The 21,250-nt window shown below is 69.7% G+C and carries 20 protein-coding genes; 7 read left to right on the forward strand and 13 right to left on the reverse strand.

All coding sequences use genetic code 11. The features are described from left to right. Positions 1-156: 156 nt before the first annotated feature. The 4 genes from ND450_RS36650 to sdhC are packed head-to-tail and all read right to left on the reverse strand — an operon-like array spanning position 157 to position 3,549. Positions 157-939, reverse strand: coding sequence for a succinate dehydrogenase iron-sulfur subunit (locus ND450_RS36650; protein ID WP_089914895.1), 783 nt, complete (start codon positions 937-939; stop codon positions 157-159). Further along, a complete protein-coding gene (gene sdhA, locus ND450_RS36655) occupies positions 939-2,693 on the reverse strand; it encodes a succinate dehydrogenase flavoprotein subunit (RefSeq protein WP_253322754.1) in 1,755 nt (584 codons plus the stop codon). The genes ND450_RS36650 and sdhA overlap by 1 nt, the downstream gene beginning before the upstream one ends. Positions 2,694-2,715: 22 nt before the next feature. Then, the gene (locus ND450_RS36660) at positions 2,716-3,123 is read right to left on the reverse strand and encodes a succinate dehydrogenase hydrophobic membrane anchor subunit (RefSeq protein WP_253322755.1); all 408 of its coding nucleotides are present in this window, start codon (positions 3,121-3,123) and stop codon (positions 2,716-2,718) included. A gap of 3 nt (positions 3,124-3,126) precedes the next feature. After that, positions 3,127-3,549, reverse strand: coding sequence for a succinate dehydrogenase, cytochrome b556 subunit (sdhC, locus tag ND450_RS36665; protein ID WP_253322756.1), 423 nt, complete (start codon positions 3,547-3,549; stop codon positions 3,127-3,129). A 585-nt stretch (positions 3,550-4,134) separates the two neighbouring features. On the opposite strand from sdhC, the gene ND450_RS36670 reads away from it, so the two are divergent. The 6 genes from ND450_RS36670 to ND450_RS36695 all read left to right on the forward strand — a co-directional run bounded on the left by ND450_RS36670 (position 4,135) and on the right by ND450_RS36695 (position 10,917). After that, entirely contained in the window at positions 4,135-5,268 is a 1,134-nt protein-coding gene (locus ND450_RS36670; RefSeq protein WP_253328095.1) for a BMP family protein, read from the forward strand. 92 nt (positions 5,269-5,360) lie between these two features. Next, the gene (locus tag ND450_RS36675) at positions 5,361-6,941 is read left to right on the forward strand and encodes an ABC transporter ATP-binding protein (protein ID WP_253322757.1); all 1,581 of its coding nucleotides are present in this window, start codon (positions 5,361-5,363) and stop codon (positions 6,939-6,941) included. Continuing rightward, positions 6,941-8,014 (forward strand): ABC transporter permease, encoded by a 1,074-nt coding sequence (locus tag ND450_RS36680; protein WP_089914875.1) that lies wholly within the window; start codon positions 6,941-6,943, stop codon positions 8,012-8,014. The genes ND450_RS36675 and ND450_RS36680 overlap by 1 nt, the downstream gene beginning before the upstream one ends. Beyond that, positions 8,011-9,264, forward strand: a complete 1,254-nt coding sequence (locus tag ND450_RS36685) for an ABC transporter permease (protein WP_253322758.1) — start codon at positions 8,011-8,013, stop codon at positions 9,262-9,264. The genes ND450_RS36680 and ND450_RS36685 overlap by 4 nt, the downstream gene beginning before the upstream one ends. After that, entirely contained in the window at positions 9,257-9,646 is a 390-nt protein-coding gene (locus ND450_RS36690; RefSeq protein WP_090067213.1) for a cytidine deaminase, read from the forward strand. The genes ND450_RS36685 and ND450_RS36690 overlap by 8 nt, the downstream gene beginning before the upstream one ends. Further along, a complete protein-coding gene (locus ND450_RS36695; RefSeq protein WP_253322759.1) occupies positions 9,643-10,917 on the forward strand; it encodes a thymidine phosphorylase in 1,275 nt (424 codons plus the stop codon). The genes ND450_RS36690 and ND450_RS36695 overlap by 4 nt, the downstream gene beginning before the upstream one ends. Here ND450_RS36695 and ND450_RS36700 read toward each other — a convergent pair. Both ND450_RS36700 and ND450_RS36705 read right to left on the reverse strand, forming a co-directional pair. Beyond that, complete coding sequence (locus ND450_RS36700; RefSeq protein ID WP_253322760.1) at positions 10,914-12,374, reverse strand: serine/threonine-protein kinase; 1,461 nt, start codon at positions 12,372-12,374, stop codon at positions 10,914-10,916. The genes ND450_RS36695 and ND450_RS36700 overlap by 4 nt on opposite strands. Before the next feature lie 260 nt (positions 12,375-12,634). Further along, the gene (locus ND450_RS36705; RefSeq protein WP_253322761.1) at positions 12,635-14,146 is read right to left on the reverse strand and encodes an apolipoprotein A1/A4/E domain-containing protein; all 1,512 of its coding nucleotides are present in this window, start codon (positions 14,144-14,146) and stop codon (positions 12,635-12,637) included. A 562-nt stretch (positions 14,147-14,708) separates the two neighbouring features. Between ND450_RS36705 and ND450_RS36710 the strand changes: the two genes are divergently transcribed. Continuing rightward, complete coding sequence (locus ND450_RS36710) at positions 14,709-15,800, forward strand: adenosine deaminase (protein ID WP_253322762.1); 1,092 nt, start codon at positions 14,709-14,711, stop codon at positions 15,798-15,800. Here the strand turns inward: ND450_RS36710 and ND450_RS36715 are convergent. The 7 genes from ND450_RS36715 to ND450_RS36745 all read right to left on the reverse strand — a co-directional run bounded on the left by ND450_RS36715 (position 15,766) and on the right by ND450_RS36745 (position 21,208). Continuing rightward, positions 15,766-16,764: a dTDP-glucose 4,6-dehydratase gene (locus tag ND450_RS36715; RefSeq protein WP_253322763.1), complete on the reverse strand. Its 999-nt coding sequence runs from the start codon at positions 16,762-16,764 to the stop codon at positions 15,766-15,768. The two genes, ND450_RS36710 and ND450_RS36715, sit on opposite strands and share 35 nt — an antisense overlap. 3 nt (positions 16,765-16,767) lie before the next feature. Beyond that, positions 16,768-17,511: a GntR family transcriptional regulator gene (locus ND450_RS36720; protein ID WP_253322764.1), complete on the reverse strand. Its 744-nt coding sequence runs from the start codon at positions 17,509-17,511 to the stop codon at positions 16,768-16,770. Between the two features lie 89 nt (positions 17,512-17,600). After that, the gene (locus ND450_RS36725; protein WP_253322765.1) at positions 17,601-18,818 is read right to left on the reverse strand and encodes a primosomal protein; all 1,218 of its coding nucleotides are present in this window, start codon (positions 18,816-18,818) and stop codon (positions 17,601-17,603) included. Between the two features lie 54 nt (positions 18,819-18,872). After that, on the reverse strand, positions 18,873-19,310 hold the full coding sequence (locus ND450_RS36730; protein ID WP_253322766.1) for a YbaB/EbfC family nucleoid-associated protein: 438 nt from the start codon (positions 19,308-19,310) through the stop codon (positions 18,873-18,875). Then, positions 19,307-19,660: a YbaB/EbfC family nucleoid-associated protein gene (locus ND450_RS36735; protein WP_253322767.1), complete on the reverse strand. Its 354-nt coding sequence runs from the start codon at positions 19,658-19,660 to the stop codon at positions 19,307-19,309. Before ND450_RS36735 ends, ND450_RS36730 begins: the two co-directional genes overlap by 4 nt. Before the next feature lie 40 nt (positions 19,661-19,700). Next, the gene (locus tag ND450_RS36740) at positions 19,701-20,885 is read right to left on the reverse strand and encodes a C40 family peptidase (RefSeq protein WP_253322768.1); all 1,185 of its coding nucleotides are present in this window, start codon (positions 20,883-20,885) and stop codon (positions 19,701-19,703) included. Then, positions 20,882-21,208 (reverse strand): type VII secretion target, encoded by a 327-nt coding sequence (locus ND450_RS36745; protein WP_089914844.1) that lies wholly within the window; start codon positions 21,206-21,208, stop codon positions 20,882-20,884. Before ND450_RS36745 ends, ND450_RS36740 begins: the two co-directional genes overlap by 4 nt. Positions 21,209-21,250 lie beyond the last annotated feature (42 nt).

Raw genomic sequence — 21,250 nt, forward strand, 5'->3', positions numbered from 1 at the left:
GAGCTGAGGGGAAGCGCGGCGAGGGAGCGCTGTGAGGGGGAGGTGCGGTGCCGACCGCAGTCGCCCTCGCAAGGCGAACCGACCAACCGAACGCGACCACCCCGGCAAACGCAGAAGCGCCGTGCCCCGCAGGGGCACGGCGCTTCGCAACCGAACTCACACGCGCTTGAACAGCAGCGCCCGCTTCACTTCCTGAATCGCCTTGGTCACCTGGATCCCGCGAGGACACGCGTCGGTGCAGTTGAACGTGGTCCGGCACCGCCACACGCCATCGATGTCGTTCAGGATGTCCAACCGCTCCTCAGCCCCCTCGTCCCGGGAGTCGAAGATGAACCGGTGCGCGTTCACGATCGCGGCCGGCCCGAAGTACGACCCCTCGGTCCAGTACACGGGACAAGAGGTGGTGCAGCAGGCGCACAGGATGCACTTGGTCGTGTCGTCGAACCGCTCCCGGTCGGCAACGGACTGGATCCGCTCACGGGTCGGCTCGTTGCCGTAGGTCACCAGATAAGGCTTCACCGCGCGGAAAGCCTCGAAGAACGGCTCCATGTCGACGAGCAGGTCCTTGTTCACCGGCAGGCCCTTGATGGGCTCGATGGTGATCGTGGTCTGCTTGTCGCCCTTGAGCAGCAGGTCCTTGAGGAGCACCTTGCAGGCGAGGCGGTTCACGCCGTTGATGCGCATCGCGTCCGAACCGCAGATGCCGTGCGCACACGAACGCCTGAAGGTGAGCGTGCCGTCCACGTACCACTTGATGTGGTGCAGCAGGTTGAGCACGCGGTCCGACGGCAGCGCCGGGATGTCGAACGAGTCCCAGCGCGGCTCGTCGTCGATCTCCGGGTTGAACCGGCGGATCTTGACGGTGACCGTGACAGCGCCGTCCGGAACCGGCGGCTGGGAGCCGCGCGAGCCAGCAGTGGTTTCAGCGGTGGCGGTCATCAGTACTTGCGCTCCATCGGCTTGTACCGGGTAAAGGTCACGGGCTTGTAGTCGAGCCGGATGTCGGCCGAGAGGCCGTCGCCCTGCTTGTAGAACATGCTGTGGCGCATGAAGTTCGTGTCGTCGCGGTTCGGGTAGTCCTCGCGGGCGTGGCCGCCGCGGGACTCCTTGCGGGCGAGGGCACCGTGGACGAGCACCTCGGCGAGCTCCAGCAGGAAGCCGAGCTCGACGGCCTCCAGGAGGTCCGTGTTGAAGCGCTTGCCCTTGTCCTGCACGGAGATGTGCGCGTAACGCTCCTTCAGGGCCTGCACGTCGTGCAGGGCCTGCTTCAGCGTGTCCTCAGTGCGGTACACGGACGCGTTGGCGTCCATGGTGGCCTGCAACTCGGTGCGGATGTCCGCGACGCGCTCCTGGCCGTGCTCCGACAGCGCCAGGGCGACCTGGGCCTCGACGGCCGCGGCCGGGTTCTCCGGCAGGTCGACGTGGGACTCGCGGGACAGGGCGTACTCGGCGGCGGCGATGCCCGCGCGGCGGCCGAAGACGTTGATGTCCAGCAGCGAGTTCGTGCCCAGGCGGTTCGCGCCGTGGACGGACACGCAGGCGCACTCACCCGCGGCGTAAAGGCCGGGCACGACGTTGTCGTTGTCCCGCAGCACTTCGCCGTGGATGTTGGTCGGGATGCCGCCCATCGCGTAGTGCGCGGTCGGGTAGACCGGGACGGGCTCGACGACCGGGTCGACCGCGAGGTAGGTGCGGGCGAACTCGGTGATGTCCGGGAGCTTCGTCTCCAGCACCTCGGCACCGAGGTGCGTGCAGTCCAGGAGCACGTAGTCCTTGTTCGGGCCGGCGCCACGGCCTTCCAGCACCTCGAGAGCCATCGAACGGGCCACGATGTCGCGCGGCGCCAGGTCCTTGATGGTCGGGGCGTAGCGCTCCATGAACCGCTCGCCCGAGGCGTTGCGCAGGATCGCGCCCTCGCCGCGGGCACCCTCGGTCAGCAGGATGCCGAGACCGGCGAGACCGGTCGGGTGGAACTGGTAGAACTCCATGTCCTCCAGGGGCAGGCCCTTGCGGAAGACGATGCCCATGCCGTCGCCGGTCAGCGTGTGGGCGTTCGACGTGGTCTTGAAGACCTTGCCGAAACCACCGGTCGCGAACACGACGGACTTGGCCTGGAAGACGTGGATCTCGCCGGTCGCGAGCTCGTAGGCGACGGCGCCGGTGCAGACCGGGCCGTTCTCCGTCTCGGTCAGGCAGATGTCGAGCACGTAGAACTCGTTGAAGAACTCGATGCCGTGCTTGACGCAGTTCTGGTAGAGCGTCTGCAGGATCATGTGACCGGTGCGGTCCGCGGCGTAGCAGGCGCGGCGCACGGCGGCTTCACCGTGGTTGCGCGTGTGGCCGCCGAACCGGCGCTGGTCGATCTTGCCCTCGGGCGTGCGGTTGAACGGAAGGCCCATCTTCTCGAGGTCGAGGACCGCGTCGATGGCCTCCTTCGCCATGATCTCGGCGGCGTCCTGGTCGACCAGGTAGTCGCCGCCCTTGATCGTGTCGAAGGTGTGCCACTCCCAGTTGTCCTCCTCGACGTTGGCGAGGGCGGCGCACATGCCGCCCTGGGCCGCGCCGGTGTGCGAACGCGTGGGGTAGAGCTTGGTGAGCACCGCGGTGCGGGCGCGCTGGCCGGACTCGATCGCCGCGCGCATTCCGGCACCACCAGCGCCGATGATGACTACGTCGTACTTGTGGAACTGCATTGTGGTGGGCTCCCCGCGCGGGTCAGTTCGAGATGTTCGGGTCGAAGGTGAAGATCACGAACGTGCCGAGCGAGATGATCAGGACCATCGACACGTAGAGCAGCATCTTCAACCAGAACCGGGTGGAGTCCTTGCGGGCGTAGTCGTTGATGACCGTCCGCACGCCGTTGCCGCCGTGGATCTGCGCGAGCCAGAGCATCGCGAGGTCCCAGAACTGCCAGAACGGGGACGCCCAGCGACCGGCGACGAAACCGAAGTTGATCTTGTGGACGCCGCCGTCCAGGATGTTCATGATGAACAGGTGGCCCAGGACCAGGACCACGAGCAGCAGCCCGGAGAGGCGCATGAACAGCCAGCTGTAGAGCTCGCCGTTGCTGCGACGGGCCGCGGGGCGCTTCGGCGAGCGGGGCTTGTCGAGTGCGAGGGACATGGCTCAGTGACCTCCGAACAGGTCGGAGAGCGTGCGCTCCATCATGAAGTAGAAGCCGGGGATCATGACGACGACCCAGACCGCCAGCACGGTCCACAGCATGACCCGCTGGTACTTGGCGCCCTTCTCCCAGAAGTCGACCAGCATGACCCGGATGCCGTTCAGCGCGTGGTAGAGCACCGCGCCGACGAGGCCGACCTCGAAGAGGTTGACGACCGGGTTCTTGTAGGTCTCGATCACCGCGTCGTACGCGTTCGGGGACACCCGCACGAGGGCGGTGTCGAGCACGTGGGTGAAGAGGAAGAAGAACGTGAGGACACCGGTGATCCGGTGGGCGACCCAGGACCACATGCCCAGATCACCGCGGTAGAGCGTCCCACCCCCTCGGGTGGTGCCCGAACGCTCGGGTGCGCCTGCGCTGGTCATGCGCCGCGGCCTCCAACGTCAGTGGTGGTGTGGTCGGCGAACAAGTCCGTTCTCGTCCGACCATGACCGGAAAAGCGTAGTCCCGCACGTTGGAACACTCACAGCAGGCGCACCCGCTCTGTGATCGATGAGACACGCTGTCGATCGGCCAAGCGGTCTTGATCGATCCCGAAATGCGGCCTGCGCCACACGAAGGCGGCGGCCAGGACCTCCGCCAAGGATCCGGGCCGCCGCCACCGGCAAGGGCACTTGCCACCCGCTACACGTCCGGCGGGCCGGGAATGGTTCAACGCGGGCTGACATCCGCGGGTCGGCGTCGTGCCGCAGCGTTGGCTCTGGCGTGCGTCGCTGGGCCGACCGGGCGAAGATCGGCGTGGGGAAGCGGCCGAAGAGGACGATTCGCCACGCGCTGAACACGAGTGATCACCAGTCGTGCCGCCAATGCGTCGAATGCGTAACCGATAGGGGTCTTTGTAGGTGCTGGCGGCAACGGGGTTGGTTACTAAGAGGTACGGTGCCGCCTCTAGGCCTCAACAATGCCGTTGAGGAGGAAACTCAGGGAGGAGACGCGCCGTGCGTCGTCGTATGCGTGGTGTCGCGGTCGCCGCGATCGCGTTGACCAGCGTGATGACTATGGCCGCCTGCGCGAAGGACTCGGGTGGCGGTAGCAACAACTCGGGTACCGGTACCGGTGCCGCCTGCGAGTTCGCCGAGGCCCCCAGCGCGCCCGCCACGTCGAACACCAGCGCCGCCAACGGCGAGAAGGTGGACGCGAGCACGCTGAAGGTCGGTCTGGCCTACGACATCGGTGGTCGTGGCGACGCGTCGTTCAACGACTCCGCCGCCGCCGGTCTGGACAAGGCGCTCACCGACTTCGGGGTGAAGAAGGAGAACACCCGCGAGCTCTCCGCGGCTCCGAACGAGGACGAGTCGGCCAAGCAGACCCGTCTGCGCCAGCTGGCGTCCGAGGGCTTCAGCCCGATCATCGGTGTCGGCTTCGCCTACGCCGAGTCGATGAAGCTCGTCGCGGGCGAGTTCCCGAACGTCAAGTTCGGCCTGGTCGACGGCTCCGTCGAGGGCGCGGCCAACGTCACGCCGCTGCTGTTCGCCGAGCAGGAGGGCTCCTTCCTGGCCGGCGTCATCGCCGCGTACCAGAGCAAGAAGTGCCACGTGGGCTTCGTCGGCGGTGTCGAGATCCCGCTGATCCAGAAGTTCGAGGCCGGCTACGCGCAGGGCGCCAAGACCGCCGCGCCGAAGATCCAGATCGAGAAGAAGTACATCACCCCCGCCGGCGACTTCACCGGTTTCCAGGACGCCCCGAAGGGCCAGGAAGCCGCGAAGGGCCAGATCGACAAGGGTGCCGACGTCATCTACCAGGCCGCGGGTGCGTCCGGTAAGGGCATCTTCTCGGCCGCGAAGCAGGGTGGCGTGCTCGCCATCGGCGTCGACTCCGACCAGTACAACCAGGCGACCGTCGCCGACACCAAGGACGTCATCGTGTCGTCCATGCTCAAGCGCGTGGACGTCGCGGTCTACGACTTCATCAAGGCCGTCGCGAAGAACGACCTCGCGTCGCTGCCGAAGGTCTTCGACCTGAAGGTGGACGGTGTCGGTTACGCCACGTCGGGTGGCAAGATCGACGCGAAGCTGCAGGGCATCCTCGAGGGCTACAAGGCCCAGATCATCGAGGGCAAGATCAAGGTCGCGGACAAGCCGTAGTCCGTCAGTTCGCTTAGTCGTTCGCACATGCCGGGCCCTGTGAGGATTTCGCCCTCACAGGGCCCGGTGCGTGGCAGGAGGAGCACTCGACGATGAGCAGTTCCACGTCCGTTGGGACGGACGAACACCCCGCGGTGGTGCTCACAGGCATCACCAAGCGATTCCCCGGTGTGGTCGCCAACAGCGACGTCCACCTGACCGTCCGCCGTGGTGAGGTGCACGCCCTGTGCGGTGAGAACGGCGCGGGCAAGTCCACCCTGATGAAGATCCTCTACGGCATGCAGCCGCCGGACGAGGGCACCATCGAGGTGAACGGCGAGCAGGTGCGCTTCCGCACGCCGTCCGACGCCATCAAGGCCGGCATCGGCATGGTGCACCAGCACTTCATGCTCGCCGACAACCTCACCGTCCAGGAGAACGTGGTCCTGGGTGCCGAGGCCCTGCACGGCATCGGCAAGAAGGCCCGCGCGCGCATCATCGAGCTCTCCGGCCGGACCGGGCTGAACGTCGACCCCGGCGTCCTGGTGGAGCAGCTCGGCGTCGCGGACCGCCAGCGCGTCGAGATCCTCAAGGTGCTCTACCGCGGTGCCAAGGTGATCATCCTGGACGAGCCCACCGCCGTGCTCGTGCCGCAGGAGGTCAACGAGCTCTTCGACACCGTGCGCGGCATGCAGGAGCAGGGCTACACGTTCCTGTTCATCTCGCACAAGCTCGACGAGGTCCGCGCGATCGCGGACTCCGTCACGGTGATCCGCCGCGGCACGACGGTGGGCAGCGCCGACCCGAAGACCGTCAGCTCCCGGCAGCTCGCGGAGATGATGGTCGGCAGCGAGCTGCCCAGCCCGGAGACCCGCGAGTCCACCGTCACGGACACGGTCGTGCTGGACGTCAAGGGCCTCAAGCTCATGACGCCCGACGGATCGCGGCCGATCCTCGACGACGTCGACATGGTCGTGCGCTCCGGCGAGGTCGTCGGCATCGCCGGTGTCGAGGGCAACGGCCAGACCGAGCTCGTCGAGACGATCATGGGCATGCGCAAGGCCGGCAGCGGCACGATCACGCTGCAGGACCAGGACATCACCAAGCTCGGGACGCTCGCCCGGCGCGAGGCGGGCATCGGCTACGTGCCGGAGGACCGCCACCGCCACGGCCTGCTGCTCACGCAACCCCTCTGGTACAACCGGATCCTCGGCTACCAGACCCGCAAGCCGACGGCCAAGGGCATCTGGCTCGACACCGACGGCGCCAAGTCCGACACCGAGCGGATCGTCGCCGACTTCGACGTCCGCACGCCCGGCATCGACGTGCCCGCGGCCGCTCTCTCGGGCGGCAACCAGCAGAAGCTCGTCGTCGGCCGCGAACTGTCCGGTGACCCGGTGCTGCTGATCGCCTCGCACCCGACCCGCGGTGTGGACGTCGGCGCACAGGCGTTGATCTGGGACGAGATCAAGCGCGCCCGTGCCGCCGGTCTCGCCGTGCTGCTGATCTCCGCCGACCTGGACGAGCTGATCGGGCTGTCGGACACGATCAAGGTCATGCTGCGCGGCCGCCTGGTGGCCGACGCCGACCCGAACACCGTCACGCCCGAGGACCTCGGCAGCGCGATGACGGGTGCGGGTGCGACGAGTGCCGCGGTGCACGAGACCGCGGTGGTTGAGGAAGGCGAGAACTGATGGGACACCTGCGCGGCAAACTCCTGCCGCCCGCGTTGGCGATCGTCTTCTCACTGCTGTTGTGCGGCGTGGCGCTGGTCATCTCCGGCGCGAACCCGTTCAGCGCGTTCGGTGCGATGGTGACGCAGGTCGGCAAGGGCACGACCCTGGTCGACATCATCAACTCGACGGGCATCTACTACATCGCGGCGCTCGCGGTGGCCATCGGGTTCCAGATGAACCTGTTCAACATCGGTGTCGAGGGCCAGTACCGCGTCGCGGCCGTGATCGCCGCGGTCGTCGGCGGCTCGATCGCCCTGCCCACCGGCATCCACACGCTGGTGATCATCATCGTGGCCGCGATCGCCGGTGCCGCCTGGGCCGCGATCCCCGCGATCCTCAAGGTGACCCGCGGCGTCAACGAGGTCATCTCGACGATCATGATGAACGGCCTGGCCATCGGCCTGTCCGCCTACCTGATCCGCCGGGACGTCTTCGGTGAGCTGCGGGGCAACAACATCCGCACCGCCGAGATCCCGGAGAGCGGCTGGATGCCCGGCATCAGCTTCGGTGGCGGCGGCACGATGTTCGGCTTCATCTTCGTGGCCGTCGCGCTCGGCGTCGGCTACTGGATCATGATGAACAAGACCCGGTTCGGCTTCGAGCTGCGCGCGTCCGGCGAGTCCTCGACCGCCGCGTCGGCCGGTGGCGTCAACGCCAAGAAGATGATCCTGGTCTCGATGCTGCTCTCGGGCGCCATCGCGGGCCTGATCTCGCTGCCGGAACTGCTCGGCCGCGACCACACGTTCAGCCTGAACTTCACCGCCGGCATCGGCTTCTCGGGCATCGCGATCGCGCTGCTCGGCCGCAACCACCCCGGTGGCATCGCGTTCGGCGCGCTGCTCTGGGCGTTCCTCGACAAGTCGGGTCTCGCGCTCGACAACGTCGGCGTGCCCAGGGAGATCGTCACCATCATGCAGGGCTCGATCGTCCTGTCGGTCGTCGTCGCCTACGAGGTGGTGCGCCGCTTCGAGCTCGCCTCGGAACAGCGTCGCGTCGGCCGTGAGCTCGGAACTGTCGGAGGTGCCGCGTGATCTCGACGTTGGAGGAGAAGCCGCACGTCCCCGCGGCGCCTCGCAAGCGCAGGGTGCCCGGCTGGGCCGTCGCCATGCTCGGCGTGGCGGGCGCGATCGCGTTGCTGTCGATCACCTCGTACCAGACCGGGTTCCCGCAGCTCACGTCGTCGGGCACGACCCAGACGGCCGTCCGGCTCGCGCTGCCGATCCTGCTCGCCGGTCTCGGCGGCCTGTGGGCGGAACGCGCCGGCGTGGTCAACATCGGCCTCGAGGGCATGATGATCATGGGCACCTGGGGCGCGGCGTGGGCCGGTTACCAGTGGGGCCCGTGGGCCGCTCTCGTCGCGGCCGTGGTGTTCGGGTCGCTCGGCGGTCTGCTGCACGCGATCGCGACGGTCACGTTCGGCGTCAACCACATCGTCTCCGGTGTGGCGATCAACCTGCTCGGCGCCGGTCTGACGAAGTACCTGTCGACGCTCATCTTCCTGCCGCTGTCGAACAACCCGCGCCAGTCGCCGCCGGTGCAGTCGTTCGACACGTTCTCGGTGGCGGGCCTCGGCGACTGGCTCGGTGAGCTCGAGTCCGGGCAGCGCCTGTTCATCTCGGACGTCGCGGGCATCCTGCGCGGCCTCGTCACCGGTGTCTCGCCGCTGACGATGATCGCGATCCTGCTGCTGCCGCTGTCGTACTACCTGCTCTGGCGCACCCGCTTCGGCCTGCGCCTGCGCTCGGTCGGCGAGAACCCGCACGCCGCGGACTCGCTGGGCGTGAAGGTGTACTTCCACAAGTACGTCGCCGTGATCGTCTCCGGTGGTCTCGCCGGCCTGGGCGGCGCCGCGCTGGTGCTCAACCCGGGTCAGCTGTCCTACCTGGAGGGCCAGACCGGCGGCCGCGGGTACATCGGCCTCGCCGCGATGATCTTCGGCAACTGGCGGCCCGGTGGCCTGCTCGGTGGTGCGGCGCTGTTCGGGTACGCCGACGGCCTGCAGCTGCGCTCGGGCGGCGAGACGGTGCTGGCGCTGGTCTACGGCGTGGTGCTGCTGCTCGCCGTGATCGTGGTGTGGCAGCTCATCCGCCGGAAGTGGTTCTCCGCCGCCGCCGCGATCGTCATCGCCGTGCTCATGTACCTGCTGTACATCAGCCTCGACGAGATCCCCAGCGAGTTCGTGTCCTACGCGCCGCACATGGTGACGCTGGCCGTGCTCGCCGTCGCCTCGCAACGACTGCGAATGCCGGCGGCCGACGGTCTGGTCTACCGCCGTGGCTGAGGTCGACTGGGACCTGCTGCGGGCACGGGCGGTGGAAGCGGCGTCGTTCGCCCATTGCCCGTACTCGGGGCTGCAGGTCGGCTCCGCCGCGCTGTGCGACGACGGCCGGATCGTCACCGGGTGCAACGTCGAGAACGCCTCGTACGGCGTGGGTCTGTGCGCCGAGTGCGCGATGGCCGGTCAGCTGCAGCTCACGGGCGGCGGCCGGTTCGTCGCGGTGGCGTGCCGGTCCGGTGCCGGTGAGCTGCTGATGCCTTGCGGCCGGTGCCGTCAGGTGCTGTACGAGCTGGGCGGTCGCGACTGCCTGGTCGACACGCCGTCCGGCATCCTGCCGATGTCGTCGGTGCTGCCGGACGCGTTCGGGCCGGAGGACCTGCCATGAGCTTCTCGGCGGTGGATGTCATCCGGGCCAAGCGCGACGGCCGCGCGTTGTCCGACCCGGAGATCGACTGGGTCATCGACGCGTACACGCGCGGCGCCGTCGCGGACGAGCAGATGTCCGCGCTGGCGATGGCGATCTTCTTCAACGGCATGACCGCCGGCGAGACCGCGCGCTGGACGCAGGCGATGATCTCGTCCGGCGAGCGGTTGTCGCTGCACGTGGACCGCCCGACCGTGGACAAGCACTCGACGGGCGGTGTCGGCGACAAGATCACGCTGCCGCTGGCGCCCCTCGTGGCCGCCTGTGGTGCCGCGGTGCCGCAGCTTTCGGGCCGCGGTCTCGGGCACACCGGCGGGACCCTGGACAAGCTGGAGTCGATCCCGGGGTGGCGGGCCGCACTGTCCACTTCGGAGATCCTCGACCAGCTGTCGTCCGTCGGTGCCGTCGTGTGCGCCGCCACCGAGGGACTCGCTCCGGCGGACCGCAAGCTCTACGCGTTGCGGGACGTCACCGGGACCGTCGAGGCGATCCCGCTGATCGCTTCTTCGATCATGTCGAAGAAGATCGCCGAGGGCGCCGAGTCGCTGGTGCTGGACGTGAAGGTCGGCTCCGGCGCGTTCATGAAGGACCTGGCTTCCGCCCGTGCTCTGGCCGAGGCCCTGGTGGCCATCGGTGTCGAGCACGGCGTGCGGATCTCGGCGCTGCTGACGGACATGTCCGTGCCCCTCGGGCGGGCGGTCGGCAACGCGGTCGAGGTGGCCGAGTCCGTGGACGTGCTGCGCGGCGGCGGACCTGCCGACGTGGTCGAGCTGACCGTGGCCCTGGCGCGCGAGATGCTGTCGCTGGCCGGGATCTCGGTCGACCCGGCCGCCGTGCTGGCGTCCGGCGAGGCCTTCGAGGTGTGGGCGCGGATGATCCGGGCCCAGGGCGGCGATCCCGATGCCGCGCTGCCCGTTGCCTCGCACAAGCACGTGGTGGAGGCGCCCGCGTCCGGCGTGCTGTCCACTTTGGATGCTTACGGCGTGGGTGTCGCGGCGTGGCGGCTCGGTGCCGGTCGTGCCCGCAAGGAGGACCCGGTGCAGTTCGGTGCCGGCGTCCTCTGCCTGGCCAAGCCCGGTGACACCGTCGAGGCCGGGCAACCGTTGCTGGAGCTGCACACCGACACCCCGGACGCGGTCGCCGGAGCCCTGCAGGCGCTGGAAGGCGCCTACGAGGTCACCGACGCCGCACCGGAGCGTTCACCGCTGGTGATCGACACCATCCGCGGTTAGCCGACGAGCGAGCCCGCCAGGGGTGACCTGTCCTGCTTCCACAGCACGCACAGGACCTCCTGGCGGCCCGGCGCGGAGGCGTCGTTGTACGCCTCCCACTCCTTCTGCGTCGGGACGAGCCCGGTGAAGCCGAGCGGCTCCTTGATCTTCGGCTCGATCACCTTGAACTGCTCGGTGCAGTAGTTCTTGGTGAAGTCGGTCAGCCAGTCCAGGCCGGGGTAGGCCGTGTCCTTGGGCTTGTCCCAGAGCGGCGTCGCGGCCGAGAAGAGCTGGATGCCGTGCGGACCGCTGCACGGCACCTCCGACCGCACCGGCGAACCCTGCGTGAGGAAGTCCTTGGCGCACTGGGTGCCGGAGAGGTTCCACTCGGGCACGTCACCGCCGCGGCCGAACGTGGCGATGCGCCGGGACGGCAGCGGAGCGCCGACCGGCAGCTGTGAGGCCTCGGTCCACTCGCTGGAGTTCTCGGCAGGCTGGTTCGGCTGGCTGGTGTTCTGACCCGCGTTCGAGGTCTCCTCCGGCTTGAGGAGCTGGTACCCGCCGAACGCGGCACCCGCGAGCACGGCGATGCCCACGACCACGGCGGCGATCTTGACAGCGGTGCCGTTGCCCTTGCTCTTCTGCTGCGGCAACGACACCTGCGTGGCACCCTGGACGATCGCGGTCAGCATCTGCCGGGCCTGGGGCGCGGTCAGACGGCGCTGCGGATCCACGGTCAGGAAACCGCGGATCACCTCCGCGAGACCCGGCGAGGCCCGCCGCAGCACCGGGGGCTCGTTCATGACCGCGTGCAACGTCGACGCGGTGGACGTGCGCTCGAACGGGCTGACGCCCTCGACCGCGTGCGCCATCGTGACGCCGAGCGCCCACAGGTCGGACGCGGGCGAGGCCTCCCAGCCGTGCAGCCGGTCCGGCGACATGTACGCGGGCGAGCCGACGATGCCGCCGTTGTGCGTGAGTCGCGGGTCGTCCATCGCCTGCGCGATGCCGAAGTCCGTCAGCTTCACGGCCCCGTCCGGCCGCACCATGATGTTGCTGGGCTTCACGTCCCGGTGCACGATGCCGGCCTGGTGCGCGGTCTCCAGCGCGCCCAGCACCTGCAGCGCGACGCCCGCCATCCAGGTCGAGTCACGCGGCCCGTGCCGCTGCACGATGGTCGCGAGGTCGAGCGCGTCGACCAGTTCCATCGCGAGGTAGGTGCGGTCGTTCTCGCGGACGATGTCGTAGACCGTGACGACGGCCGGGTGGTTCAGGCGGCCCGCGGTCCGCGCCTCGCGGAGCATGCGCTCCTCGAGGACGTTGCGCTCCTCGGCGGCGATTCCCTGCGGCGGGTGCAGCTCCTTGAGGGCGACGGCCCGGCCGAGCACCTGGTCCTGGGCGCGCCACACGACGCCCATCGCACCGCGGCCCAGCTCGACGAGCAGGGTGTAGCGGTTCGCGACAACTCGCTGTTGCACGGACTTCCCTTCTGGACGGCCCCCGCTGCCCGTTTGGTCACCCCCGCCGGCGCGAGCATAACCACGATCGTGTGAGCGCTCTCCTCATGGTCACGTCTGCCGGACCTGCCGGGTTCAACGCCGCGTGGCCCGCCGGCCGTGGCCAGCGTGGCCGATCCGCCCGTCCTCCACCACCCGGCGAACCGGGGCGCGGAACGCGGAACGGCCCCGGAGCTGGGCAGCTCCGGGGCCGTTCGGTGCAGGTCAGGCTGTGTGGGCGATCAGGCGCCCTCGGCCGCCAGGTCGTCGTCGTCCACGTCCTTGCCGCCGTTCGCGGGCTTCGGGCCGCCGTTCTTGCGGGTGCGGCGCTGCGGGCGCGGCAGGGCGGTGGGCGGCGGGGGAGGCGTGGGCGAGCCGCCGCCGAGGATGAGCTCGGCGAAGGTGGCCATGGCCTCGTCCAGCTGGCCGCCGATGCGCAGTTCCGACTCCTGGTTCGACTTGCGGACCAGGGACTGCAGCGAGTCGGTGTCCGGGCGGGCGCCGACGGTCTCCGCGACCTTGGACAGGCTCGCGTCGACCGAGCCGCCGAGCTCGGCGATCCGGGCGGCGAAGCCGTCCTCGACCTTGTCCAGGCGGTTCGTCATGTTGTCGAGCTGCGAGGTGACGAGCTCCAGGCGGCGGGCCAGGGACTCGAGGCGGTCGGCGGCGTCGACCTGGTCGCGGGACTGCTCGATCGCCGCGTACAGGGCGGTGCGGGCCTCGTCCAGCTTGCCGTTGACGACCTCGCGGGTGTCGGCGACGGCCGACGCCAGCTCGGTGCGGGTCTCGGCCAGCGAGCCGGCGAGCGAGTCGCGGGTCTCGTTGAGGGAACCGGCGAGCGAGTCGCGGGTCTCGGCGAGAGAACCGGCGAGCGACTCGCGGGTCTCGTTGAGCGAGCCGGCGAGCGAGTCGCGGGCCTCCGCCACGACGCCGGCCAGTTCGCCGCGGGTCTCCGCCACGGCGCCGGACAGCTCGGTGCGGGTCTCGGTGAGCGACGTGGCCAGCTGGTTGTGGCGGTCGGTGACCGTGGAGACCAGCTTCTCGCGGCTGTCGTTGATCGCTCCGGCCAGCTCCCCGCGGCTCTCGGCGATCGCGGCGGCCAGCTCGCTGCGGGCGGCGGCGAGGGCGTCGCGCTGCTCGTCGGCGCGGCCGTGCACGCTGGAGAACGACTCGGCGAGGATCTTCTGCAGGGCCTCGCGGGTGCCGTCGAGGTGCTCGTGCACGCCCTCGTCGACCTCGTCGAGACGCCCGCGCAGCGCGGCCTCGAGTGCCTCGACGCGCTCGCGCAGCGGGTTCGTCACCGCGGCCGGGATCGCGTCGACCTTGCCGTCCTGCTTGTCCAGGTGACCGTCGAGGTCGTCGATGCGCTTGTGGATGCTGGAGAGCTTGTCCTCCAGGCCGTCCATGCGGCCCGCGACACCCTCGAAGCGGCCGGCGACGCCGTCGAGGCGCCCGTCCAGCTGCGCGAACGGCTTGGCGAGCTTGTCCACCAGGGCGTCGACCGCGCGGCCGATGCCGGCGACGGCGTTGTCCTGGGCCTCCAGCTTGGCGAGGGCCTCGTCCAGGCGCTCAGCGAGAACGCTGACCTCGGTGCGGTCCGGCAGCTCCGACAGGCGCTTGCGAACCGAACCCAGCGACTCCAGAGGCGACATCCGGGCGTGGATCTCGTCCAGCGCGTCGAAGATCTGCTGCTGCTCGCTCTCACGGATCTCCGCGGCGCGCGTGAGCATGTTGCGCATCCGATCGAAGGACATCGTGGAGTTGTTGTTCTCTGTCACGGCTGAGTGCCTTCGTCCAGGGGAGGGGGAGACCACGGGAGCCTATCCGCGTCACGGGACGTCTCTGTACCACCCCCGACTACAAAAGGCCGGGCGCGGACGGGCGACTGACCCGATCAGGCTACCTGACTACTCTGAACGCCGAGTCACTGGTCGGGCGCGGGCGGTAGCGGCTGGTGATGTTCCTACCTTGGGGTGACTCAAGCCTCGCGATGGTTGCAGAAAGTTGCTGATCACGGATCTGCAACGACGTTGACCGGACAAATGATCATATCCGGGGGAAGATCGTTTTTGCTGGTGCCGGGGCGGCGTGTCGGCGGGTTCCACCCGGTGGGGGCCTGGTCGCGGGGGCTCGTGGCGGCGTCGGCTCGCAGGTGCGCACCGCCCCCGTCGCAGCGAGGTTCGGACGGCTCGCTGCGCGTCGCCATGTCAGGCTGGACGCGCGGGCGGCTGGTGCGTGCAGCCGTCCGGTCGGCACCGCTCGGCGGGCCCGCGTCGTCGCTCCGGTCCGGTGCGGCGGCTGGAGTAACGTGTAGCAATGTCCACGCCGCTTACCTTGGAGACCATCCGCAGCGCGCCGAAGGTGTTGCTGCACGACCACCTCGACGGTGGCCTCCGCCCGCAGACGGTGATCGAACTCGCCGATGCCACCGGCTACCAGGGCCTGCCCACCACCGATGCGGGCGTCCTCGGCGGCTGGTTCCGCGACAACGCCAACTCCGGCTCTCTGGTGCGCTACCTCGAAGGCTTCGCGCACACGTGCGGTGTGATGCAGGACGAGCAGTCGCTTGTCCGCGTTGCCGCCGAGGCCGTGGAGGACCTGGCCGCGGACGGTGTCGTTTACGCCGAGATCCGGTACGCCCCCGAGCTCAACACGGACAAGGGGCTGTCCCTCGAGCAGGTCGTCGAGGCCGTGCAGGAGGGGTTCCGGGTCGGCGAGCAGCGGGTCGCCGCCACCGGGCGGAAGATTCGCATCGGGACGCTGTTGTGCGCGATGCGGCAGAACGAGGGCTGGTTGCGGATCGCCGAACTGGCGGTCCGGTACCGGGACCTCGGTGTCGTCGGGTTCGACATCGCCGGGCCCGAGGCCGGGTTCCCTCCCACCAAGGGCATCGACACGTTCGAGTACCTGCGCCAGCAGAACGCGCACTTCACGATCCACGCCGGTGAGGCGTTCGGGTTGCCCTCCATCTGGGAGGCGATCCAGCACTGCGGTGCCGAACGGCTCGGGCACGGGGTGCGGATCGTCGACGACATCAAGGTGTCGGGGGACGGGACCGTCCAGTTGGGACGGTTGGCCGCCTACGTGCGCGATCGTCGGATCCCGCTCGAGATGTGCCCGACCTCGAACCTGCAGACCGGCGCCGCGCCCACGCTCGCCGAGCACCCGATCGGGCTGCTCGCCAAGCTGCGGTTCCGCGTCACGGTCAACACGGACAACCGGCTGATGAGCGACTGCTCGCTGTCGAGCGAGTTCGCGGCTCTGGCCGAGACGTTCGGGTACGGGTGGGCCGATCTGCAGTGGTTCACGATCAACGCCATGAAGTCGGCGTTCCTCGGGTTCGACGAGCGGCTCGCGATCATCAACGAGCTGGTCAAGCCGGGGTACGCGGCGCTGACCGGCCGGTAGCCCACGCGCTCTCGTCGATCGGGCTGAGCTCCAGCAGGGGCTCCCACCACGCGCGGTTGGCCGCGTACCAGCGGATGGTGTCCCGGACACCGGCCTCGAAGCCGATCTCCGGGCGCCAGCCCAGTTCGCGGCCGATGCGCGTGGAGTCGAGCAGGTAGCGGCGGTCGTGGCCGGGGCGGTCCGCCACGACCGACTTGCGGGTCGGAGGCAGTCCCAGCTCGTCCAGGACCAGGTCGGCGATCTGGTCGACGCTCGCCTCCACGCCCGTGCCCACGTGGTAGGTCCGGCCGACGACACCGTTCTGCAGCACCGCGTCGATCGCGCGGCAGTGGTCGAGGACGTGGATCCACTCGCGGCGGTTGTCGCTGGAGGCGTACACGGGCAGCTGCTCGCCGTTCAGGGCGCGGGTCGTGAAGAGCGGCAGCACGTTCTCGGGGAACTGGTTCGGGCCGTAGTTGTTGGCGCAGTTGGTGATCGTCACCGGCAGGTCGAACGTCTCGAAGTACGAGCGCACGGCGTGGTCCGCGCCGGCCTTCGACGCGTTGTACGGCGTGCGCGGCCGGTACGGCGACTCCTCGTGGAACGCCTCCACGGCGTCCAGTGCGAGGTCGCCGTACACCTCGCACGTCGAGACGTGGTGGAACCGCCGGACGCCCGCGCGACGGCACGATTCCAGCAACGCCTGTGTGCTCAGCACGTTCGTGCGGAAGAAACGGGCGGGATCCAGCACGGCCAGCGAGTTGTGCGACTCGGCGGCGAAGTTCACCACCACGTCGACGCCCTCCACGTCGGCGTCGGCGATGTCCGCGTGCACGAACGGCACGTCGGACGGCAGGTTCGTCACCGAGCCGCGGTAGGTCAGCGCGTCGAGGGCGATCACCTCGTCCGCCGGGTGCTCGCGCAGCCAGTAGCGGGTGAAGTGCGAGCCGATGAACCCGGCCGCACCGGTGACGAGCACACGCATCGGTCAGTCCTCCGTGGGAATCGCTGCTACTCCAGGGGGTTCCGCGCCGGGCCAGCCGCGGAACTCGACCTCCAGCTGGAACCGGTGGCCGAGGTAGTGGTGCTCGGACAGGGCGATCGGCTGCTCGGCGCCGTCGAACGCGATGCGGCGCACCAGCAGCACCGGCGTGGTGGCGGCGACGCCGAGCACCGTGCCGACGTCCCCCGCGGCGACGGCCGCGATGCTCTGCCGCACGACCGCGATCTGGCTCCCGTTGCGCCGCAACGTCTCCCACGTGCCGGGCGACTCGGCGTCGGCACGGCTCACCGGCGCGGCCAGCGCCAGCGGCACCCACTCGGTGACGACGTCCAGCGGCGTGTCCCCGGTGCGGCGCAACGAACGCACGCGCAACATCTCGCCCGCCCCCAACGTCGCGGCGACGGTCGAAGGCGCCTCGCGGTAGCCGTACTCGAGAACGGTCCGCACCAGGGACACGCCGGCCTCGGCGACGGCCGACTGCGCGTGCTGGAACGTGCCGAGCGCGAGAGGCTGGGCGAACGACACGACGTACCAGCCGGCGCCTTTCTTCGACGCCAGCAGGCCTTCGTCGCGCAGTTGCTCCAGAGCCCGGCGCACGGTCACGCGGCTGACCTCGTAGCGGCGGCCGAGCTCGGCCTCGCTCTCGATCGACCCGGCGGGGCCGTAGTCGCCGAGCGTGATGCGTTCCCGCAGGTCGGCGGCGAGGCGTTGCGACCGAGAACCTGTCATAAACCTGTATCATACAGATTAGGCAAGCCTGCTCGACGAAAAAGGGCCGCTCACCACGTGGTGAGCGGCCCTTCTCGCAGAGCAGAACGTCAGTTGACGTTGAGCCGGTCCTCGAACTTCGCCTGCAGCTCGCGGAACGCGGCCACCTCGGCGTCGTACGGGGCGGACGGCGCGAGCCGCGTCGGGTCCGGCGCCACGACGAACGACACGAGCCAGCCCAGCGACTCGGACGAGGCGAGCGCGTCCTTCACGGACTCGTCCTCGGCCCACTCCGCCGCGTCCTCGAACAGCTCGACGGCGAGGTCGAGCTGCTGCGGGTCGAGCGAGTCGGGGCCCTCCTCCATGTCCTCGGCGATGCCGGTCAGCACGTAGACGTTGTCGTCGTCCACGTCGACGTCGAGCTCGCCCGCGGTGGCCTTGACCTTGATGTCGTTCCAGGTCTCGACCTCGGCCAGGTCGTGCTCGTCGTTCTCGGCGACGAAGCGGCTCAGCGCACGCGGCGAGGTGAAGGCCTCGATCTTGCCGCGGCGGCCCAGGAACACCGGGTCGTCACCGAGGTAGCAGCGCAGCGTGTAGAACTCGCCGGCCGACGTGATGATCTTGATGGGGTCGACGCCGACCTCGGCCCAGAAGCCGGTGGGCTCGTCCTTCTCGTCGTCGGACTCCTCGTCGGGGGAGTCGACGGCGGCGGCCGCGGCGGTCTCGGCCTCCAGCTTGGCGAGCTCCTCCTGCGCGACGGAGAGCTCCTTCTCCGGCACCTCCGGCGTGTTCACGACGCCGTCGATCGCGTCGAGGACCTCGTCCCACTTCTCGGAGACGACCTCGGACAGCTCGCCCCACAGCTTCGCGCCGTCGCGGCCGCTGAACGGCAGCGTGCCCTGCGGCAGCAGCGAGAAGCCCTCGGCGCTGTCCAGCACCTCGTGGACCTTCTCCAGGTCGCAGACGTCCGCGAGGGCGCGCACGATCGCGACGACGTCGGCGAGCTCACCGATCGTCCACGTGTCCGGGTCCTCCGCGACGAGCTCGGGCACGCCGACGAGGTCGAACTGGTGGTTGTCGTCCGGCGAGAGGTCCGCCACGCCGAGTGACGGCACGACCGGCCACGCGGGGTGGTCGGTCAGGTCGTGCTCCTCGGCGGTGCGCACGAAGGCGGCGAGGTGAGCGGCGTCGGGGAAGACGAACAGGTCTTCCTCGTCACCGAGGAACGCCTCCCACTCCTCGCCCTTCTCGCGCCAGCGGGGTGCCCACAGCGTGACGACGTCACCCTGCGTCAGCCCCAGCTCGATGGGGACGATGTCCTGCGCCATCCTGACCTCCCGGTCACGCCTGCCTGATGCCGTGGTCGAGGGTAACGGTGCTGATCACCGAAGCCACGAGGGGTTGTCGAAGAAAGCGTCGTCGTCGGAGTCCTCGGCCCGCGGAGTCCTCGGCCTGCGCTCCGGCGGTGCCTGCTCAGCAGGGGCTTTGGGCGGTACGACCGGGTTCCAGGTCGACCGGAAGGGTGAGTCGCCCGCGATCGATTCGACGTCGATCGCCATTCCGTCACCGAGGGCCAGCGCCATCTTGTTGAAGCTGGCCTGCACGGCCGCGTTCGTCGCCAGCCGCACGGTCTCCGTCACGACCTGGCCGACGGCCTGCGCACCCTGCTGGAGCAGCGACGGGTGCAGGTGCAGGGCCTTGATCTCGCCCTTCGGCGAGGCCGTGACCATGCACGTCCCGTTCGGGTGCTCGACCGTGGCGGTGAGGGCCGCGAGCTCGCGCTGGAGGCGCTCGGTGGCCTGCATGCGGTCCTCGTTCACGGCCGCCACCCGAACTCGTCCTCGTCGGGCCCGCGTTCGATGCCCATGGCCGTCAGCTCGCGCGGGTCGACCACGCGTTCCAGCGTCCGGTGCAGACGGGTGTTCGCGGTGCGCTGCGCCTTGCCGGCGATGCGCATGATCTCGGCGGCGAGCGCCTGCGGGCCCATCCGCAACGCCGCCGGGCTCACCGAGATCTGCTGCGGCGGGCCGCCGGGCGTGGCGACCACCGTGACGGCGCCGTCCGGCGAGGACGCCCTGCCCGTGACGGGACCACTGCGCGTGACGTGCTCCGTCACCGCCTGCTCGACATCGCGCACCTTCCGCGCGGCGCGCTCGACGTCGTCGTCCACCTGATCACCCCCTGGTGCCGACAGTCTGCCGCACTTCCACTCAGCCCGTGGGGCGGTAGAAGCCGTAGAACGACATGCCGCTGTTCGTCGTGCGGATCGGCTGCACCTGCACCGGGTCGCCCGCCTCGACCATCTGGCCGTTGCCGATCACCATCGCCACGTGCCCGTCCCACACCACCAGGTCGCCGGGCAGCACCTGGTCCGGAGGGACCGACGCGCCCATCGCCTGCGACGAGGCCGGTCGCGGGATGTCGAAGCCCGCACCGCCGTACGCCCACTGCGTGAGGCCCGAGCAGTCCGTGCCCTGGGGCGGGTTCGCGCCACCCCAGACGTACGGGGTGCCCAGCGCGGACAACGCGTTGCGCACGGCCTTGGCCGCGGTCTCGTTCGGTGCCTCGGCGCTGCTGCCGTCGGGCAGGTTCACGCCGACGCCCTCGCCGGGCTGGGGCGGGATCGCGACGGGCAGGCGCGGGCCTGATCCGCCACCGCCACCTCCGCCGCCCCCACCACCGGAACCACTCCCGCCCCCGCCACCGCCGCCTCCACCACCGGAGCCGGAACCACTGCCGGAGTTCGAGCCGGGACCGGACTCCTGCTGCTGGGCAGGGGTGTCGGTGGCGCTCGACGCCGAGGTGGTGCCCTCGTCACCGCCGAGAGGCTCGCCGAGCTTGCCCAGCGCGCCCGCGTCGGGCTTCTGCAGGGCGTTGAGCTGTCCGACGAGCTGCGTGAGCTGGTCGCGCACCTTCTGCAGCTCGGCGGAGGTCTTGCTCTGGTAGCCCGACGCCATGCCGGCGAGGTCGGCCAGTGCCGCGAGCACCACGCCGGGACCCGCCAGCAGGGACGCGGCGAGCGCGGCGGCGAGCTTCGGGGTCGCCTTGGACGTGAACTCGTCGATGAGGCCCTGGATCGCCGTGCGGCCACCGGTCACCGAGGTCACGCCGGTCGAGGCCGCGGTCTTGATGGCGGAGGCGTTGGAGGACAGCAGGGTCGCGGCCGAGGAGAAGGTGGCGACGCGCGAGGTGAAGGCGTTGGCCTTGTCGCCGGACCACGAGTTCAGCACGGCCGTCGACGCCGAGGAGTGCTTCGAGCCCAGCTCGGAGATCGCCGTCTGGGCGCGGCCGAAGGCGTCCCCCGCGCGCGTCGCGCCGCCGGTGTCGCCGTCGAGCTTGGCCAGGTCCTCCTTCATGGGCGCGATGAACTGGCTCAGCAGTCCCTCGACGCTCATACCTGCGCCGCCTTGGTGATCGACGCCTTGTGCGCCTCTTCCTGGGCGATGTAGGAGTCGCGGGCCTTCGCGACCGCCGTGCCGAGACCGGCGAGGCCCGTCGACGCCGCCTTCAGCGCGTCGAGCTGGGCCTGCGCGGCAGCCTGGAAGGCCGCGTTGAGACCGACCTCGGCGCCGATCTTGCCGAAGCAGTCGCCCGGCAGCGACGTGGTGCCGTTCAACGTGCCGGTGCCCACCGCGCCGACCTCGCCCGCCAGCCCGCCCACCGCGGAGGCGTATCCGGTCAAGGCGTCGAAGTCGACCTTGAGGCCCTGTTCCGCCATCTGAAAGCTCTTCCCCCGGTAGTGACCTGTTCGCCTTGATCC

Source organism: Lentzea sp. HUAS12 (assembly GCF_024125735.1).
Classification (GTDB): domain Bacteria; phylum Actinomycetota; class Actinomycetes; order Mycobacteriales; family Pseudonocardiaceae; genus Lentzea; species Lentzea albida.

What these genes read in the sequence shown, in the direction of transcription:
- ND450_RS36695 (WP_253322759.1), top strand. Translation starts at nt 9,643, where the DNA reads ATGAGCTTCTCGGCGGTGGATGTCATCCGGGCCAAGCGCGACGGCCGC.
- ND450_RS36660 (WP_253322755.1), bottom strand. Translation starts at nt 3,123, where the DNA reads ATGTCCCTCGCACTCGACAAGCCCCGCTCGCCGAAGCGCCCCGCGGCC.
- ND450_RS36680 (WP_089914875.1), top strand. Translation starts at nt 6,941, where the DNA reads ATGGGACACCTGCGCGGCAAACTCCTGCCGCCCGCGTTGGCGATCGTC.
- ND450_RS36710 (WP_253322762.1), top strand. Translation starts at nt 14,709, where the DNA reads ATGTCCACGCCGCTTACCTTGGAGACCATCCGCAGCGCGCCGAAGGTG.
- ND450_RS36650 (WP_089914895.1), bottom strand. Translation starts at nt 939, where the DNA reads ATGACCGCCACCGCTGAAACCACTGCTGGCTCGCGCGGCTCCCAGCCG.
- ND450_RS36740 (WP_253322768.1), bottom strand. Translation starts at nt 20,885, where the DNA reads ATGAGCGTCGAGGGACTGCTGAGCCAGTTCATCGCGCCCATGAAGGAG.
- ND450_RS36725 (WP_253322765.1), bottom strand. Translation starts at nt 18,818, where the DNA reads ATGGCGCAGGACATCGTCCCCATCGAGCTGGGGCTGACGCAGGGTGAC.
- sdhA (WP_253322754.1), bottom strand. Translation starts at nt 2,693, where the DNA reads ATGCAGTTCCACAAGTACGACGTAGTCATCATCGGCGCTGGTGGTGCC.
- ND450_RS36715 (WP_253322763.1), bottom strand. Translation starts at nt 16,764, where the DNA reads ATGCGTGTGCTCGTCACCGGTGCGGCCGGGTTCATCGGCTCGCACTTC.
- ND450_RS36720 (WP_253322764.1), bottom strand. Translation starts at nt 17,511, where the DNA reads ATGACAGGTTCTCGGTCGCAACGCCTCGCCGCCGACCTGCGGGAACGC.
- ND450_RS36670 (WP_253328095.1), top strand. Translation starts at nt 4,135, where the DNA reads ATGCGTGGTGTCGCGGTCGCCGCGATCGCGTTGACCAGCGTGATGACT.
- ND450_RS36675 (WP_253322757.1), top strand. Translation starts at nt 5,361, where the DNA reads ATGAGCAGTTCCACGTCCGTTGGGACGGACGAACACCCCGCGGTGGTG.
- ND450_RS36705 (WP_253322761.1), bottom strand. Translation starts at nt 14,146, where the DNA reads ATGTCCTTCGATCGGATGCGCAACATGCTCACGCGCGCCGCGGAGATC.
- ND450_RS36745 (WP_089914844.1), bottom strand. Translation starts at nt 21,208, where the DNA reads ATGGCGGAACAGGGCCTCAAGGTCGACTTCGACGCCTTGACCGGATAC.
- sdhC (WP_253322756.1), bottom strand. Translation starts at nt 3,549, where the DNA reads ATGACCAGCGCAGGCGCACCCGAGCGTTCGGGCACCACCCGAGGGGGT.